This window comes from Dinghuibacter sp. (assembly GCF_035492835.1).
Lineage (GTDB): Bacteria > Bacteroidota > Bacteroidia > Chitinophagales > Chitinophagaceae > Dinghuibacter.
On record NZ_DATJIY010000067.1, the window covers coordinates 1 to 17,262 of the forward strand.

11 protein-coding genes and 1 pseudogene are annotated in these 17,262 nt (G+C 62.5%); 9 read left to right on the plus strand and 3 right to left on the minus strand.

Annotated features, from left to right (window positions below):
- Positions 1–13 precede the first annotated feature (13 nt).
- Positions 14–139: a LuxR C-terminal-related transcriptional regulator gene (locus VL547_RS24115; protein ID WP_414648333.1), complete on the plus strand. Its 126-nt coding sequence runs from the start codon at positions 14–16 to the stop codon at positions 137–139.
- Here the strand turns inward: VL547_RS24115 and VL547_RS06615 are convergent.
- Complete coding sequence (locus VL547_RS06615) at positions 120–494, minus strand: DMT family transporter (protein ID WP_325576513.1); 375 nt, start codon at positions 492–494, stop codon at positions 120–122. The two genes, VL547_RS24115 and VL547_RS06615, sit on opposite strands and share 20 nt — an antisense overlap.
- Between VL547_RS06615 and VL547_RS06620 the strand changes: the two genes are divergently transcribed.
- Positions 494–2,029 (plus strand): hypothetical protein, encoded by a 1,536-nt coding sequence (locus tag VL547_RS06620; protein ID WP_325576515.1) that lies wholly within the window; start codon positions 494–496, stop codon positions 2,027–2,029. The two genes, VL547_RS06615 and VL547_RS06620, sit on opposite strands and share 1 nt — an antisense overlap.
- 6 nt (positions 2,030–2,035) lie before the next feature.
- On the opposite strand, the gene VL547_RS06625 is transcribed toward VL547_RS06620, so the two are convergent.
- Positions 2,036–4,162 carry a TonB-dependent receptor domain-containing protein gene (locus tag VL547_RS06625; RefSeq protein ID WP_325576517.1) on the minus strand — a complete coding sequence of 709 codons (2,127 nt, stop codon included), beginning with the start codon at positions 4,160–4,162 and terminating at the stop codon, positions 2,036–2,038.
- A 155-nt stretch (positions 4,163–4,317) separates the two neighbouring features.
- Here VL547_RS06625 and VL547_RS06630 point away from each other — a divergent pair, with 155 nt between their 5' ends.
- From VL547_RS06630 to VL547_RS06645, 4 genes are read left to right on the plus strand one after another with little or no spacing between them, the layout of a single operon-like run.
- The gene (locus tag VL547_RS06630; RefSeq protein ID WP_325576519.1) at positions 4,318–5,427 is read left to right on the plus strand and encodes a sensor histidine kinase; all 1,110 of its coding nucleotides are present in this window, start codon (positions 4,318–4,320) and stop codon (positions 5,425–5,427) included.
- Positions 5,424–6,161 carry a LytTR family DNA-binding domain-containing protein gene (locus tag VL547_RS06635; RefSeq protein ID WP_325576521.1) on the plus strand — a complete coding sequence of 246 codons (738 nt, stop codon included), beginning with the start codon at positions 5,424–5,426 and terminating at the stop codon, positions 6,159–6,161. The genes VL547_RS06630 and VL547_RS06635 overlap by 4 nt, the downstream gene beginning before the upstream one ends.
- Before the next feature lie 49 nt (positions 6,162–6,210).
- Positions 6,211–7,143: an NAD(P)H-binding protein gene (locus tag VL547_RS06640; RefSeq protein WP_325576523.1), complete on the plus strand. Its 933-nt coding sequence runs from the start codon at positions 6,211–6,213 to the stop codon at positions 7,141–7,143.
- A gap of 8 nt (positions 7,144–7,151) precedes the next feature.
- Positions 7,152–8,066, plus strand: a complete 915-nt coding sequence (locus tag VL547_RS06645; protein WP_325576525.1) for a helix-turn-helix transcriptional regulator — start codon at positions 7,152–7,154, stop codon at positions 8,064–8,066.
- A gap of 527 nt (positions 8,067–8,593) precedes the next feature.
- Here VL547_RS06645 and VL547_RS06650 read toward each other — a convergent pair.
- Positions 8,594–9,442, minus strand: coding sequence for an oxidoreductase (locus VL547_RS06650; protein ID WP_325576527.1), 849 nt, complete (start codon positions 9,440–9,442; stop codon positions 8,594–8,596).
- 70 nt (positions 9,443–9,512) lie between these two features.
- Here VL547_RS06650 and VL547_RS06655 point away from each other — a divergent pair, with 70 nt between their 5' ends.
- The 3 genes and pseudogenes from VL547_RS06655 to VL547_RS06665 form a co-directional block, all read left to right on the plus strand.
- Positions 9,513–14,414: a gliding motility-associated C-terminal domain-containing protein gene (locus tag VL547_RS06655; RefSeq protein ID WP_325576529.1), complete on the plus strand. Its 4,902-nt coding sequence runs from the start codon at positions 9,513–9,515 to the stop codon at positions 14,412–14,414.
- Positions 14,414–15,430 (plus strand): type IX secretion system membrane protein PorP/SprF, encoded by a 1,017-nt coding sequence (locus VL547_RS06660; protein ID WP_325576533.1) that lies wholly within the window; start codon positions 14,414–14,416, stop codon positions 15,428–15,430. Before VL547_RS06655 ends, VL547_RS06660 begins: the two co-directional genes overlap by 1 nt.
- Before the next feature lie 9 nt (positions 15,431–15,439).
- Positions 15,440–17,262, plus strand: a pseudogene (locus VL547_RS06665) (hypothetical protein); the annotation flags it as partial.

Sequence of the window (17,262 nt, forward strand, 5' to 3'; positions counted from 1 at the left end):
GCTCAACAAGGAAATCGCCGGGCGGCTCAACATCGCCAAGGAAACCGTGGACAAGCACCGGAAGAATATGCTCGACAAAACGGATTGTAAAACCTCCACCGAGCTCGTCGCGAAGGCCATCAAGAACGGCTGGGTCTGAGCAGGCTCGTGGTCGGGGCCCCGATCCGGCGCACCGCCGTCAGATAGCTGTAAAAGGCGATAAGGGTGCCCAGCAAAACGATGGCCGCCAGACAACCCATACCGGCCCCGTCCCAGTGCCCCGGGACCTTCCAGGGGGGCGCGATACAACAAAAACAAACCCCGCACACCACCATGGCCCACCCGATGATGAGCGAAGAGGGATAGGTATGCAACATCCTTACCGGCTGGACCGTATAAAAAACCATCGTCACCGCCGACGCCAGCCCCCAGAACAGCGCCCAGCCCGATATGGACAGGCTGTGGAAGCTGCCGTGCGTCACCAGCAAAAAAGTCCCGAGCGTGGCGAAGGCCAATGCCGCATAGGCTGAAGACGAGCAGCGACCACCCGTCGCGCCGCCAGATCGTCCAGAAGTCGCGGGAGCAGGCCAGCAGCACCACGCCCGCGCCCAGGAGGCGGACGGTGACGAGCCACTCCGCGCTCACCCCGCGGTACTGGAAAAGGAACTGCGCGCACGTCCCCGACACCCCCCAGAGGACGGCCGCCAATAGCGCGAGCGCGATGCCGCGGGCGCGGAAGCCGGTCTTGGGGTTCAGCGAACGCATGGCTGAAGTTACGTATATTTATCCCATGAGATTCCCCTGGGAAGCCGTCTACGTTCTGGTAGGCATCCTTGCTTTTTTCTTCGGCAGCCTGTTGTTCACGGGCGCGCTGACGGGTTTCCGTTCCTCGGGGTATAGGGACATCTCGATCAGGAAGCGCGAAGCGTCCCTGCGCGTCCTCAAACAGGCGTACAGCGCGGACAGCGCCCGCACCGACAGTACCGGCAGGGTTCGGGCGGCCAGCGAGCTCATGGAGCTCCTCCGGGTGGAATACCTGAACGACTCGGCTACCAAGAACGCCAACTATGGGATTTTCCTGGAAAAGGATTCGCTCCGGCGTCTGATCGATAGGGTAGGGGGGATGCAACGTCCCGACTCCATCCCCTTTGTGTACAAGCTCCCCAGCACGGCGGACTCCACCAAGAGCTTTTATATATTCGGAAAGGCCTCGATCCTATGGCGGGACACCAGCTACTCGCCGATAGACTACATCCGCAAGTACCCCGCCACCGGGTTCTGGATTTTCATCTCGATCCTCCAGATCGTGCTGTGGGTGCTCGTGATCCCGCTCTGTATCCAGATATCCCGGCAGATGACCGACAAGCTGCGCGGCGACGGGATCGTCATCAAGCGGAAGAACGTCATTTTGCTCGGCGTCGCCACGGTCGCGGCCATCGGACTGTTCCTGGTCACCCTGTACGGCCGGCTTTACGCCGGCGGTCTGATCGACAGCGACTATTATATGCAGGGTTTTGGCGGCGTGATGCTGATCTGCGTCATCCTGGGGAACAGCGCCGCAGCGTGCTGTCTGTTTGGCTTCCTGCTCACGGCCAGGGCCATGGGCATCGTGCTCCAGCGCTTCAGCGCCACTACCGCCGAGTCCTGCGTCCGCGACTATAAGGAGCTCCGGCGATCCTTTAACGCCTTCTTTTTTGTGGCGGCCACCATCCTGTCGCTCCTCGTCGTGTGGCTGGGGAGCCTTTTCTCCGCCATCAACTCCATCGACCTGTTCCGTTTCTATCAGGCCCAGACCGGGGCGCCCTTCCTGGTGTACGACTTCGTCTACCTGCTGGCGGGGTTCTATACCGTGCTGCTCCTGTTGTTTTATCTGCCGGTGCGGGTCAATATGCTGGCGCTGGTGTCGTCCATGCCGGACCAGGGCCCCGCCGATGGCGCCCCCGCCCGGTTGCTCGAAAGCCTCATGGGCCGCTTCGTGGGTATCCTGGCGGCGAGCTCGCCGATACTCGTGGCGCTGCTGCAGCAGTTTTTCCAAAACCTGTCGCACTAGAGGGGTTTAGCGGGGACCAAACGACCGCGTATAGCTCAGCTTCAAGACCGGCCGAACCCAGCTTTCCGGCCGGTAGCTCACCCATACATCCGACGCAAACGCATCGCGCGTCACCGTCCCGAGCGTATTGATGTACTGCATCCGGCAGATATCCGTGACCGATAGCAACAGGTTGGAGGTCGCACTCAATTCTTTCTTGATCCCGAGGCTCAGCGCCGCGTTCCCCGCGTCACGGTTGGCCGCGTAATAGCTCCGGGTCGTATAGTTCCCGTATACCTCGACCGTGATATGCTGCGGCAGGCGGAAAATGCCGGTAACGTCGATGTTGGCGCCGGGAAACGTTTTGGTATAGGGCTGGGGATCGAAGGACGCCGCGTAGCGCGTCCACCCGCCGGTAAAGGTGGTATTGATGTCCCACCAGGACGTCAGCTTCAACGGCAGTACGGCCTGGAGCATCAGCTGGTCCTGGTAGTCGAGGTTCTCGGGCATGATGTAGATAAGGTCGCTACCGGGTTTGGCCACCACCTGGTAGCGCGCGATGGGGTAGCGGTCATGGCTCGCCAGCAGGGAGACGGAATAGCCGCGGTTGGTATAACCGAATTTGAGGTTTTGCGTGATGGTGGGCTGGAGCAGCGGGTTGCCCGTAAACACCGATAGCGGGTCGTTGTACCCCACGGCGTTGGAGAGGTCGTCATAACCGGGCCGGGTGATGCGTTTGGTATACGACAGCTGCAGGGTTTGGCGGGGGGCGATGATTTTCGTCAGAAAAACGTCGGGGAAGAACCCGCCCAGCTTACGGTCGAGCGTATCCGTCCCCGCGGGCTCGCTGGTCCCAAGCGTGTGCGAATATTCGTACCGTACGCCCGCGATCAGCGTCAGCGTGGAGTCCAGCCGGACATGGAGCGAGGCGTAAGCGGCGTCGATGTTTTCACGCACCAGGAGCTCCGACTGGGTACCGCCGCGGTCCACCCAGACGCCGTTCACCAGGCCGCTCACACCGCCGCCGCTGAGGTTGTGGGAGTAGTCCGCCTTTGCCCCGGCCTCGAGGGTCCATGATTTGCCTATCGGCTGCGAATAGTCGAGCTGCGCGGTACCGCTGTGGAGCACCGCGCCGGACCATGTCTGCTGCTCCGGCGCAAAGGCCGTGTCGTTCGGGTCCACCGGCTTGCCATGCTGGTCCAGGAACGTACTTTGCACCACCCCGCTGGTCCCCGGCTGATCGGCCTCATAATCCAGCAAGAGCTTGACTTTACCGCTGCCGCGAAAACGGCGCTCCACCGACGCCCACTCGTCTCCGCCCCTCCAGTGGCTCCTCGATGAAAGGTACCCGTCGAACGAAAAGGCCGAGTCCGGGAAGGCATACGCCACCGTGTTGTGGTTGGTATAATGGGACGGGTCCCACGTGTGGTACGCCCCCATCGAAACGGTGGTTTTGTCGTCCGGCTTTATATCGATCCCCGCCTGGACCGTATGGGCGTCCGAAATGCTGGTCCCCGAGCTCCCGTACGCGAACGTCGTCAGCCCGCTCCACTGGGGCACGATCTCGCTACCCACCGCCGTTAGCGTGTTGGCCGCATGGTTGTGCTGGACGGAATAGCTCGTCCACAGGTTTAGCTTTTTGGTATTGTGCTCCAGCCGCAGGCTCCCGGAAAACTTCTCGTATTGCCCGTACCCGCCGGTGGCCGTCAGGGCGGCGTGGTTCCCGGTTTTGCGGTCCCTTTTCAGGACGATGTTGATCACCCCCGCGCTCCCCGAGGCGTCCACGTTCGCCGGGGGCGTGGTCATCAGCTCGAACCGCTCGATGTCGTCTGCGTTGAGGCTGTTCAGGAACGTCATCAGCTGGCTGCCGGACATATGGCTGACGCGCCCGTCGATCATCACGATCACCCCGCTCTTCCCATTGAGCGATAGGGTGTTGTAGCGGGGGTCGACGCGTATCCCCGGGGCCCGCTGCAGTGCCTCGAGCGCCGAGCTACCGGTGGCGAGCACGTCGTTAGAGACGTTGACCAGGGTACCGTAGGCGTTTTGCTCATAGACGGGCTTTTGGGCCTTCACGACCACGTCGGAGAGTTGTTTCACCTTCAGGTGGGTGGTGTCGGTTTGCAGGAGCGCGAGCGCAATGAGTAGCATCATACCGCAAAGGAACCTTCCGCTGCGCGGGCTTGAAAATGCGATTGCTCACCGGTAGCCAATAATTGACCAAATGCACCCGTGCATTTCATATACCGGTGGATGTCGTTGGTCAATCGGGCCCTACGTCTCCACCGGACTTTGCGTACCTTCAGGTGATGAAGTCGGTCATTCTCCGCTACAAGCTGTACCACCTCCCCTTCTGGTTGGTGTATGGATACCTGTGGTGGGTCGTCTCGTCCCGGAGCTTTTATTCGGTCAACCAGGCGCTGCTGTCGGTCTATGCCGTCAAGTTCACCGGCTACTGGATATGGGAGACGGCCGCCGTCTGTTTTAACCTCTATTTCCTCATGCCCCGGCTCCTGGAGCGGAACCGCGTCACCGCCTATGTCCTCTCCGTCGTGGCGACGATCATCGTATCCGCCGCGCTCATCGTCCCGACCGCCTATTATGGAACGGCCTGGACGCGGGGTCTGACACTGCACCAGCAATGGGGCGATGAAGCCACCTTCTGGTCGCTGTTCATGGCCAACCCGCTCCCGGCCGTAACCGCCGCGATGACGCTCGGCATGGCCATCCACCTGGCCCGCCAGTGGTACCAGACGCGCCAGCGCGCGCAGGCCCTCGAAAAGGAAAAGCTCGAAACCGAGCTCAAATTCCTCCGCAACCAGTTCAACCCCCACTTCCTGTTCAACACCATCAACTCGATCTTTTTCCTGATCCATAAGAACCCCGACCGCGCCTCGGCCTCCCTGGCCAAGTTCTCCGACCTGCTGCGCTACCAGCTCTACGAATGCAACGACCGCGAGATCCCGCTCAGCAGCGAGCTGGCGTATTTGGAGAACTTTGTGGAGCTGGAAAAACTGCGCCAGAACGAAAACGTCACCGTCGATATGCATCTCCGCCGTCAGGACGGCTCTTCATTGGCCATCGCACCCTTCGTCCTGCTGACCTTTGTCGAGAACGCCTTCAAGCACGTCTCCCGCGGACCCGAACAACAACACTGGATCGACATCCAGCTCGACCAGGCGGGTCCGCTCCTCGATTTTGTCGTCTCCAACAGCGCCGCCCCCGGCACCCAGCGCGAAGTCGTCCACTACGGCGGCATCGGCCTGGCCAACGTCCGGCGCCGCCTCGACCTGATGTATCCCGGGAACTACGATCTTTTTATCCACGCCAGCGAGGAGCGCTTCGACGTGAGGCTGCAGCTGCGGCAGCTTTCCGTTTTGCCGGCGCAGCCAGCCACCCCTCAAACCGCCCTCCCATGACCCCCATCAATTGCGTTATAGTCGATGACGAGCCCCTGGCGCGGGAAGGCATGGCCGACTACGTCCGCGAGGTCGACTTCCTGAACCTCGTCGCCATCTGCGAGAACCCCGTCGAGCTCATGAGCCTCCTCGAGCGCCACCCGGTCGACCTCATCTTCCTCGACATCCAGACCCCGAAGATGAACGGCATCGACTTCCTGAAGATCGTCCGCCAGCCGCCCATGGTCATCATCACCACCGCTTTCCCGACCTACGCCCTCGACGGTTTCCAGCTCAACGCCCTCGACTATCTCCTGAAGCCCATCACCTTCGACCGCTTCTTCAAGTCCGCCCATAAGGCCCGCGAATACCACCAGCTTCGTTTACAAAAAGCCGTCGAGCAACCCGCTGCATCCGCGGACCATTTCTTTATCAAATGCGGCACCAAATACGAAAAAATCACCTTCGACGAAATCCTCTACGTCGAAGGCATGCAGAACTATGTGACCATTGTGACGACCCGCGGTAAATTCATGACCTTGCTCTACCTCAAAAACCTGGAAGAGAACCTCGACCCCAAGTCCTTTATCCGCGTCCACAAATCCTACATCGTCTCCATACAGCAAATTACCGCCATCGAAGGCAACGAGATATTCATCGCCGACCACCGCGTCCCCATCAGCCGCAACTACCGGGAGCAGGTAATCGAGCAGGTCGTGATGAATAAGCTGTGGGGTAAAATCCGGCTAAACTAATCCCTTTTTCGGCTAAATGAATCCCGCTGGCGCGGAGGAACTTTGCCGTATGAACATCATCGTAACCGGTTCGCTCGGGAATATCGGCAAACCCCTCGCCGAAACTTTAATACGGCAGGGCCACGACGTCACCGTTATCACCAGCGACGCGAACAAGGCGTTCGCCATCCAGGCCCTTGGCGCGCGGCCCGCGGTGGGTTCGCTCACGGATGTTGCATTTTTACGCACGACATTTTCCGGCGCGGACGCCGTCTACGCCATGATCCCGCTCAGCTTCGCGGAACCCGACCTCGAAGCCTATACGCGCCGCATAGCCGAAAACTATGTGCAAGCGATCCTTTCGGCCGGCGTCCGGCGCGTCGTAGCGCTCAGCGGGTGGGCGGCGGACCTGGTCGGCGAGGGCGATGCGGAACGCATTTTCGGGGAGTTGCCCGGTGTGTCCCTTTCCATTCTCCGCCCCGCTTCCTTTTATACCAATTTCTATCAGTCGATGGGCCTGATCCGCGGGGCCGGGCTCATGGGTTCATTGCTGACCCTCCGGTATGTCGGCGTGGGGGCACTGCTACGGGGGCGCACCGGGTTGTTGATGGGGAACTACGGCGGGGATGACCGCGTGGTATTCGTGTCACCCCTGGACATCGCCGATGCGGCCGCGGAAGAACTCCTGACCGGTGCGGGCCCGACGATCCGCTACGTCGGCAGCGAAGAGATGACCTGTAACGAAGCCGCCCGCATCATCGGCACGGCCATCGGCAAACCCTGGCTGAAATGGATCCTGCTCACCGACAAACAAATGCTGCAAGGCCTGAAAATGGCTAAGGTCCCCGAAAAGCTCGCGCACACCCTCGTCGGCATGCAAGCCGCCATGCACAGCGGCAAAACGCTGGAGAACTTTCACATGGGCAACCCCAGGATGGGCAAGGTCAAGCTCGCCGATTTCGCCCGCGAATTCGCCACGGCCTACCGGCAGAAATATCGTTAACTTTCGCTATGCCCCCGATACGGATCAAGTCCATCACCGAATACCACCGCCGCTGGCGCCTGCCCAAGCCGGAACACCCGCTGTTCAGCGTCATCGACCTGGCGGACGTCGACCCGCCATTCAGGGGCGAACCCGTACGCCTCGTGTTCGACTTCTACTGCATCACCATGAAACGGCCGTCCGGCATGACGTTCCAGTACGGCCAGCACTCCGGCGACTTCGATGAGGGCGTCCTGTTCTTTATGGCGCCGGGCCAGGTCTTTGGCTTCGGCATACCCGAGGGTGTCACCGAACCGCCGCCCGGCTGGATCATCCTGATGCACCCCGATTTCATATGGGGCACCAGCCTCGCCCGTACCGTCAAGCAATACACCTTCTTCGACTACTCGGTCAAGGAAGCCCTGTACCTGTCGGAGAAAGAAGAGGTCATGATCAACGGCATCGTCCAATACATGGCCCAGGAATATCACGGCAACATCGACCAGTTCACCCAACGCGTCCTCATCGCCCAGGTCGAACTCCTCCTCACCTATGCCGACCGATTCTACCACCGCCAGTTCCTCACCCGCAAGACCACGAGCCATGAGCTCCTCGTCCGGTTAGAAGACTTGCTGGACGAGCATTTCCGCAGCGGCGTCAAGGGCCTCCCCACGGTGGCGGACATCGCCGCCACGCTCCACGTAACCCCGAACTACCTGAGCAGCATGCTCAAGGCCCTCACCGGCCGCACCGCGCAGCAGCACCTCCACGACAAGCTCATCGCGCTCGCCAAAGAAAAACTATCCACCACCGGTCTATCCGTCAGCGAGATCGCCTACGAGCTGGGCTTCGAGCACCTCCAGTCCTTCAGTAAACTCTTCAAGGCGCAAACCAGCCTGTCGCCGATGGCGTTCCGGCAGTCGTTCGAGACGCCCGGGCGGTAAACGTTCGCCGGGGGCACACGAATCGCTTGGGAACGAATCGCCCGCCCGCGAGTCGCTCGCCCAAGAGTCGCCCGCGCACGAGTCGCCTGCCCGGTGGTTGCCCCGCATTGGCATGTCACCCGCCGGAGGCACATCCCCCGGAGGCACATCCCCGGAGGGTTTTTCTCTCTTACGATTTTGGGCAAGCTTTACCTTGGCTAAGTCGCCCAAATCGGTCGAATTCCCAAGTTATACCTTGCCCCAAAATCCCCAGCACCCCTCCGGGGATTTTTAGACAAGCTTTACCTTGGTTATTTGCAAGAAATGGGGCGATTTCCCAAGTGGAAGCTTGCCCAAAATCGTAAGAGAGAAAAACCCCATGGGGGGCAGCCACGGAACCGTGGGGAGCACCGGGGAACTCCGGGGAGCAGCCACGGAACCGTGGGGGGCAGCCACGGAACCGTAGGGAGCACCGGGGAACTTCGGGGGCATGGGAACCTGCGGGAGCACCGGGGATACTCCGGGGAGCATGGGACCCTGCGAATGCCTCACCGGCCAAACTGCCACCCGATAACCCAGTCAAGCACAAAAGAAGGCAGCAGCCGCACCGCCAGCAGCGCGCCGCGCGCCCCGAAACCCCCGACATACCGCCGGCGCGGCCGGCGCGCCTCGATGGCGCGCACGATGAGCGAAGCGATCACGGAAGGGCGGGAGAGACGGGGACCGTAGTCGGCGAACACGCGCAGCAGCCGCGCCGCCATCGGCGCATAGGCCGTGTGCCCCGACACACTCGCCACCGATGCCTCGGCCTGCGCCGTCCAGCCCGTCGCGATACCCCCGGGCTCGATGATGGCCACGCGTATACCGAACCCACGGCACTCGTGCCGGAGCGCGTCGCTGAGCGCCTCGACGGAATATTTGGTGGCGTTGTACCAGCCGGACATGGGTGTCGCGATCCTGCCGCCGACGGAAGAGAGGTTGACGATGGTCCCGAAACCAGATAAACGCATCGACGGCAGCACGAGCTGCGTCAAACGGGCGAGCCCGAAAACGTTTACCGAGAACTGGCGGGAAGCCTCAGACAACGGCACGTCTTCGATCGCCCCGGTGGACCCGTAGCCCGCGTTGTTGACGAGGGCGTCGATGCGGCCCTGCTCCGCCAGGACGGTACTAACGGCCTCGGTTAACGTCTCTTCGCGGGTCATGTCCATAAAAAGCACCCGGGCGCCGAGCGCCTTTATATCCTCCATGGCTTCCAGGCGGCGGGCGCCGCCGTATACGATATGGCCCCGGGCGAGCAATGTTATAACGGACTCCTTACCAATGCCCGAGGATGCGCCCGTTACCAGGATAACTTGGCTTTGTAGGCGGGATTCGACAGGTTTTTTGTCCGACATTTGCAATTGATTAACAATAAAAGCTATAGGAGAAGAAAAAAAGACTAAATTTACGTTGTAATCCAGTCCTATGCAAAAGTTGTTGGGAAGCGCGAGCTTCCGCCGCTTACCCTCTATTCTCCTCTGCTTATTGGCTGTATGTAGCCTGGCGCCGGTGTATGCCGGGGCCGGGGCGCCGCCTACGCCTGCGATCACCGCGGGGGGTAGCACTTCGTTTTGCCAGGGCGGAAGCGTCGTGCTGACAGCGACCTCGACCGGGGCCACGTCTTTCCAGTGGTACCTGAACGGGACCGCGATTACCGGAGCCACCACGGCCTCGTATACCGCCACCGCGGCCGGTATGTATACCGTTACGGCCACCAATGCGGGCGGGACGTCTTCCGCCAGCCCCTCCACGCAGGTCACGTTGTATCCGAACCCCCCGACGCCCACGGTGACGGCGGGCGGCAGCACCACATTCTGCTCCGGCAATGCGGTGACCCTTACGGCCAACGCTTCGGGCGCGACCTCCTATCAGTGGACCCAGAACGGGACCTCGATCGCCGGCGCCACCAGCCAGTCATACAACGCCAGCACGGCGGGCACCTATGCCGTGAGCGTAAAGAACAGCCAGGGCTGCAGCTCCGCGGCCAGCGCCACCACTACGGTGACGACCTTGCCCGCGCCCGCGGCGCCCGCGGTCAATACCAGCGGGACCACCACCTTTTGCGGTTCGGGCAGCGTCATCCTGAGCGCCGGCGCGACCTATTCCAGCTATCAATGGTATCTGAACGGCGCCGCTATTTCGGGCGCGACCGCCAACAACTATACGGCCAGCGCCGCCGGTAGCTATACCCTGGTCGTTACCAATGCCAGCGGTTGCGCGTCTCCGGCTTCCAACCCGGTAACGGTGACGATCAACCCCAACCCAGCCGCCCCGACCATCACGGCCGGCGGCCCGAAAACGTTTTGCGCGGGCGGGAGCGTTACCCTGACCGCCAATGCTACCGGGGCGCAGACCTATCAATGGTTCCTCAACGGGACCGCCATCAGCGGCGCCACCGCGTCTACCTACACCGCCACCGCACCCGGCGCGTACACCGTATCCGTCACGGGAGCGGGCTCATGCGCGTCTCCCGTCAGCCAGCCGCTAACTGTCGCGGTCAACCCCACGCCGGCCAAACCGACCATCGCGGCCGGGGGAAATACACCCCTTTGTGCCGGCCAGAGCGTCGTCCTGACGGCCAACGGATCCGGTGCGACTTCCTTTCAATGGACGCAGAACGGCACCGCGATCGCCGGCGCCACCAGCTCGACTTACAGCGCCAGCGCCTCCGGCAGCTATACGGTGACCATCACCGATGGCAACGGCTGTAGCTCCGCGGCCAGCGACCCCACCAGCGTGACCGTGGAGCCCATACCCGCCGCCCCGACACTAACCGCCGGCGGCCCCACCACCTTTTGTAGCGGCGGGAGCGTGACGCTGACCGCCTCAGCGAGCGGGGCCACGACCTATCAGTGGTTCCAGAACGGCAGCCTCATCAGCGGCGCCACCACCAATACCTATACCACCACCGCGTCCGGTAACTATACCGTCACTTATCTGAACAGCAACGGCTGTCCTTCCGCCACCAGCCAGACCGTGACCGTCACCGTCGCTACACCGCCCCCGGCGCCGACGATCAATGCGGGCGGGCCCCTGGGCTTTTGTACGCCGGGGACCGTGACGCTCAGTGCGACGGGCTCGGGCGCCGCCGCCTGGCAGTGGTACGCGGGCGGGGTGCCCATCTCCGGCGCGACCGGCCAGACCTTTACCGCGTCCGCCTCCGGCAGCTACACCGTCAGTTATACGAACGGTTGTCCTTCCTCCGTGAGCAGCCCGACGACCGTAACGGTCTATACCCCCCTGACGGGCGCCGTGATCAACGCCGGCGGCCCCACGACCTTTTGCGAGGGCCTTGGGGTGAACCTGACCTCCAATAACAGCAACGTCGCCAGCTACCAATGGTACCTGAACGGCGTGGCCATCACCGGCGCGATAAACCAAAGCTGGTTTGCGACAGCGCCGGGCATATACACGGTCACGGTGGCCAACCCCTGTTCCGCCACGCCGCAGACGAGCTCGCAGATCACGGTGACGGTCAACCCCGCGCCGGCCAGCCCGACGATCAGCGCCGGCGGTCCCACCGACTTCTGCGCCCCGGGCAGCGTTACCCTGACGGCCAACCCCGCCGGAGCCACCGCCTATCAGTGGTTCGTGGAAGGCGTTGCCATCACCGGCGCCACCGCCCAGACCTATGCTGCCACCGCCACCGGCGATTATTCGGTCACGGCGGTCAACAGCCTGGGTTGTAGCTCGCTGCCGAGCGCGCTCACTACCGTCAACGCCTACCCGCAGCTGACCGCCCCGGTCATCAACGCCAGCGGCTCGCAGATATTCTGCCAGGGTCAGAGCGTGACCCTGTCGGTCTCCGGAACCGGTGTGACCGGTTTCCAGTGGGCCCTCAATGGAACCCCCATACCCGGCGCCACTTCGAGCTCCTATGTCGCCACGGCCACCGGACAGTATACCGTAATGATTTCCAACCCTTGCTCCAATGCGACCAGTAGCCCCGCAACGGTACAGGTCAACCCTGTCCCCGCTACGCCAACCCTTAGCGCGGGCAGTCCGACCACGTTTTGCGCGGGCGGCAGCGTTACGCTGACCGCCAACGCAGCGGGGGCTACAGGTTTCCTTTGGCTCAACAATGATACCGTGATCAACGGCCAGACGTCCCAGACGTTCTCGACCGATTCCTCGGGCAGCTACACGGTGCTCGTGTCGAACGCCTACGGCTGTACCGCCTCGAGCGCGCCGGTCAGCGTGACCGTGTACCCGCAGCTACAGCCCCTGAGCACCACCGTGTCCGCCGCCGGACCCACGAACTTCTGCCAGGGCGGTAGCGTGGTGCTGACCGCGAACGCCACCGGCGTGACCACCTATCAGTGGTTCCTCAACGGGGTGGCGCTCAGCGGCGGGACCACCGCGGCCTGGACCGCCACGGACCCGGGGACCTACACCGTGCTGTTGTCGAACCCCTGTTCCTCGATCACGACGATACCCGTCACCGTGGCCGTCAACCCGCTGCCCTCGACGCCCAGCATCACCGCGGGCGGCAACACCGGCATCTGCGCGGGGGACAGCGTGATCCTCAGCGTCAACGCCTCCGGCGCCAACAGCTACCAGTGGTTCCTGAACGGCACGGCCCAGCCGAACGTCACCACGACCACCGACACGGCAAAGGCCTCGGGCAGCTATACGGTGACCGTGACCAACCTGAGCGGTTGCACCTCGGCCCCCAGTACCGCGCTCGCCGTAACGGTCAACCCGTTGCCCGCCGCGCCCACCATCGCCGCCGGCGGTCCGTCCGTCTTCTGCGCCGGGAACAGCGTCGTATTAACGGCCACGCCCACTGCGTCCACGTACCAGTGGCTGCTCAACGGCACGGCCATCACCGGCGCCACGGGGGGCAGCTACGCCGGCAGCCAGTCGGGTAGCTATACCGTGACCCTGACCGACGCCAATGGCTGCGTATCGCCCCCCAGCACGGGCTTCCCCGTGACGGTGAACCCGAACCCGGCGGCCCCGACGGTGGCCATCACCGGTAACAACACGTTCTGCCAGGGGGACAGCGCCATCCTAACGGCCACGGCTACCGGCACCCTGACCTACCAATGGCTGTTCAACGGTACGGCCATCCCGAACGCCAACGCGACCACCGATACCGCCAGGGTATCCGGTTCCTATACGATTGCCGTCACCGACGGTAACGGCTGTACCTCCACCGCCAGCAGCGGGATATCGATCAGCGTCAACCCGACGCCCTCCACGCCGCTGACCGCGGCCGGCGGCCCGCTAACCTTCTGCGACGGCGAAAGCGTAGCCTTGTCGGCCACCGGTTCCGGCGCCACCGGTTACCAGTGGTACCAGGCCCCCGACGCCACCACGACGCCGACCCTTATTGCCGGCGCGACCACGAACAACTATTCCGCCACCGCCTCCGGTGTTTACACCGTAAAAGCCGGTGACGCCAACGGCTGCCAGTCGCTGTCCAGTACCACTATAACGGTCACGGTCAACCCCACGCCCTCCGCCCCGGTGATCACCGCGGCCGGCCCGCTGGGGATCTGTCCCGGCCAGACGCTGGTACTGACCGCCAATCCGGCCGGCAACACGTATCAGTGGTACCAGGACGGCAACGCCATCAGCGGCGCCACCGCCCAGACCTATACCGCCACCACGGCCGCCAGCTATAGCGTCACGGCGGAGAACAGCTTCAATTGTACCTCCGACATCAGCAACGCGGCGGTCATCGACAACCCCTGTCTTCCCAAGGCAGATTTGGCCATGACCAAGACCGTGAGCAACGGCCCTTACAGCGTAAAGAAACCCGTCACTTATACCCTGACCATAACCAACAACGGCCCCGACGACGCACAGAACGTGGTGGTCACCGACACCCTCCCCACGGGGCTGGGGACGCCGGTTAATTTCACCGGGGGCACCCCCCTCTACGACGGCCAATCCCTGACCTGGAACATCCCCACGGTCTCCGCCAAGTCATCCGTCACCCTTACTTTCGACATACTGCTCAAGAGCTTTGGCACTATATCCAATACCGGCCATGTCACTTCGGCTACCCTAGATACGGATACCACCAACAATCATTCGACCGCCACCTTTGTCTTCGCGGGCGACCTCTTCATCCCCAACGTCATCACGCCCAACGGCGACGGCAAGAACGACCTGTTCTACGTCGTTGGCCTGGACCGCTACCCCGGTTCCACGCTGCGCGTGTTCAACCGCTGGGGCAGCGAGGTCTACCAGAGCGAGGACTACCATAACGACTGGGGCGGCAGCGGACTCAATGCAGGCACCTATTATTACGTATTAACCGCCAACATCCCTGGGGGCAGGCAAACCTTCAAGGGCTGGGTAGAAATTATCCGATGATGAAAAACCGCTTACTTCTTATCCTCTTAATCGCCTGCGGAACCGGCAGCTTCGCACACGCCCAGCAAGGCGTCCAGTTCAGCCAGTACGTCTTCGACGGCCTGACGCTGAACCCCGCCTACGCCGGTTACAAGGGCGCCCCGTACCTGAACGGGACGTTCCGCGACCAATGGACGGGTTTTTCGGGCGCGCCCAAAACGGCAACCGTTACCTTCGACGCCCTTACCAACGTATCCGACGAGCGGATGGGTCTTGGGGTACAGCTGCTGTACGACCAGCTCGGCCCCCAGCAGAACTATTCCCTGACCGGTTCGTACTCCTACCGTATCCCGCTCCGCGGCGACGAAGCCGATAACCCCCACCGCATCTGTCTGGGGATCGGCGGGACGCTGTCCCAATATTCCCTCAACGGCTCCTCCTTCCAGTACGAAGACCCGGGGGACCCCGAAATCTCCGACATCACCGTCCGGACCAAGTTCGTCCCCGACGCCAACTTCGGTGTGTACTACTATACCAAACACTTTTACGCAGGCGGCTCGATCATGAACCTGTTTTCCCTCGACGGCGGCCGGCGCATCTACTACGCTAACGGGTCCACCTACTCGTCGCTCCTCGAGGGTACTACCATGTACCTCACCGCGGGCGGCGTGATGGACGTCTCCGACGAGGTCAAGTTCAAACCCTCCGTCATGATCAAGGAAGACTTCAAGGGGCCTACCAACGCGGACCTGAACGTGTTTTTCCTCTTCGATGAAGTACTGTGGGTGGGTGGTTCCTACCGGACCAGCGCCAGGATTTGGAACAAGGACAACCTCCAGTCCAACCTCGCCGCCTCCGACGCCGCCAGCGTGATGGCCGAGTTCTACGTCACGCCGGAGTTCCGCGTGGGGTACAGCTACGACTTTACGACCAGCGGGTTGTCCAATTACCAGAGCGGGTCCCACGAGATATCCGTCGGGTACGTTTTCAAAACCAAGAAATCGGGCCAGTACATGGCCACGCCAAGATATTTTTAATCCGATTCTATGAAGCAGCTCTTACTCGCCATAATCCTGTCGTCCGGCCTTTTCGCCGCGCGTGCGCAAGAGACAAACCTGTCGATCGCCATGGCCGACAGGGCATACGACAACCAGGAGTATACCCTCGCCGCGCACCTCTATGAGAAGGTCGAGCACTACCGCTTCCACAAGGCGCCGCCCGACATCCCCGCCCGACTGGCGAAGTGTTACCAGGAAATCAACGACTACGCCAACGCCGCGCGCTGGTATAAAAAAGTCACCGAGAACCCGACCTGCCAGGTCTGCGACTGGCTTGGCTATGGGGACGTGCTCAAAAGCCTGGGCCGCTACGCCGAGGCAAAGACCGCGTATGCCCATATCCCCGACAGCGTGCTCGGTACCCGCGTCGCCGGTTGCGACTCCGCCCTCGTATGGATGGCCGCCCCTACCGCTTATTCGGTGTCCAACCTTGCTTCCGTCAATACCTCCGGTTCCGACTGGGGTGCGGTCTCCTACGGGCGCGGGATCGTATTTACGTCTGACAGCGGCCGTTTTGCCCCCAAGGGTAGCATCTTCAGCGCGTCCGGCTTTTCCTCCGGCGACCCTTACCAGAAGGTCTACGTGCTGGACAGCGGTTCGGTCACGGGTTTTTCCCCCGTCCTCAACGACAAGCGTTACCACGACGGCGCGGTGACCTTTAACCGGGCCGGCGACACCGCCTGGTTCAGCGTCACCAACACCGGCTCGCTCAAGGACCCCGGCGACAAGATCCAGTTCCAGCAGAACGGCAAGACGGTGACCATCCGCATCCGCCGGCTCGAGCTCTGGTGGACCGCGCGCGACAGCAGCGGCCACTGGTCCACCGCCCAACCCTTCGCCTACAACAACAGCAGCAAATATTCCATCGGCCAGGCCGCCATCGACGGCCCGGTCTTGTACTTCGCCAGCGACATGCCCGGCGGCTACGGCAAAACCGACATCTGGTACAGCCTCCGCCAGTCCGACGGCTCCTGGGGCGCGCCCGTCAACTGCGGCCCCGCGGTGAACACCGCCGAAGAAGAAGGCTTCCCCTACGTCGGCCCCGACGGCGTGTTGTACTTCGCCAGCAAGGGCCACGCCGGCATGGGCGGCTTCGACGTATTTAAAGCGTGTGGCTCGCTGTCCGCCTGGACCTCGGTCGCCAACCTGCGCTACCCGTTGAACAGCCCCGGCGACGACTTTTATTTTACGCTCCGCGATTCGACCGCCGGTTACATCTCTTCCGACCGCCAGGGCGGCCGCGGGGGCGATGACATTTACGCGTTCGCGGTAGTGCCGCCCGCGCCGCCCAAACCGGCCGCCCCGCCCGCTCCCGCCGTCGCGGTGCGCAACCTGGCGCCGGCGACCAACGCCTCGCTGCCCGATTCGTCGGACGCCACCGACGCTCCCGGCTCTCCCGGCCGCGCCGGTCTGGCCGTAAACACCGGCCGCGCCGGCACACCAGAGCCGAAGCGCTTCATCCTAAAAACCCGCGTCCTCGACAAGCTGACCGGCCACCCAATCGCCGGCGCCCAAATCCGCCTCAACGGCGCCACCGCCGCGGACTACGAGGAAGTAACCCCCGGCGCCGGCTACCTCGACAGCGCCTTCAAAGACGGCTTTATCGCCGACGGCAAAACCATCACCAAAGACGCCAAAGACACCACCACCGTCACGCTCTACCTGGAGAAGAAACCCGAAAAAGGCGACGTCTTCGTCATGAACAACGTCTACTTCGACTTCAACCAGGCCACCATCCGCGCCGACGCGTCCATCGAGCTCGACAAGGTCGTGGCCTACATGAAACAATACCCCAACGTCACCATAGACCT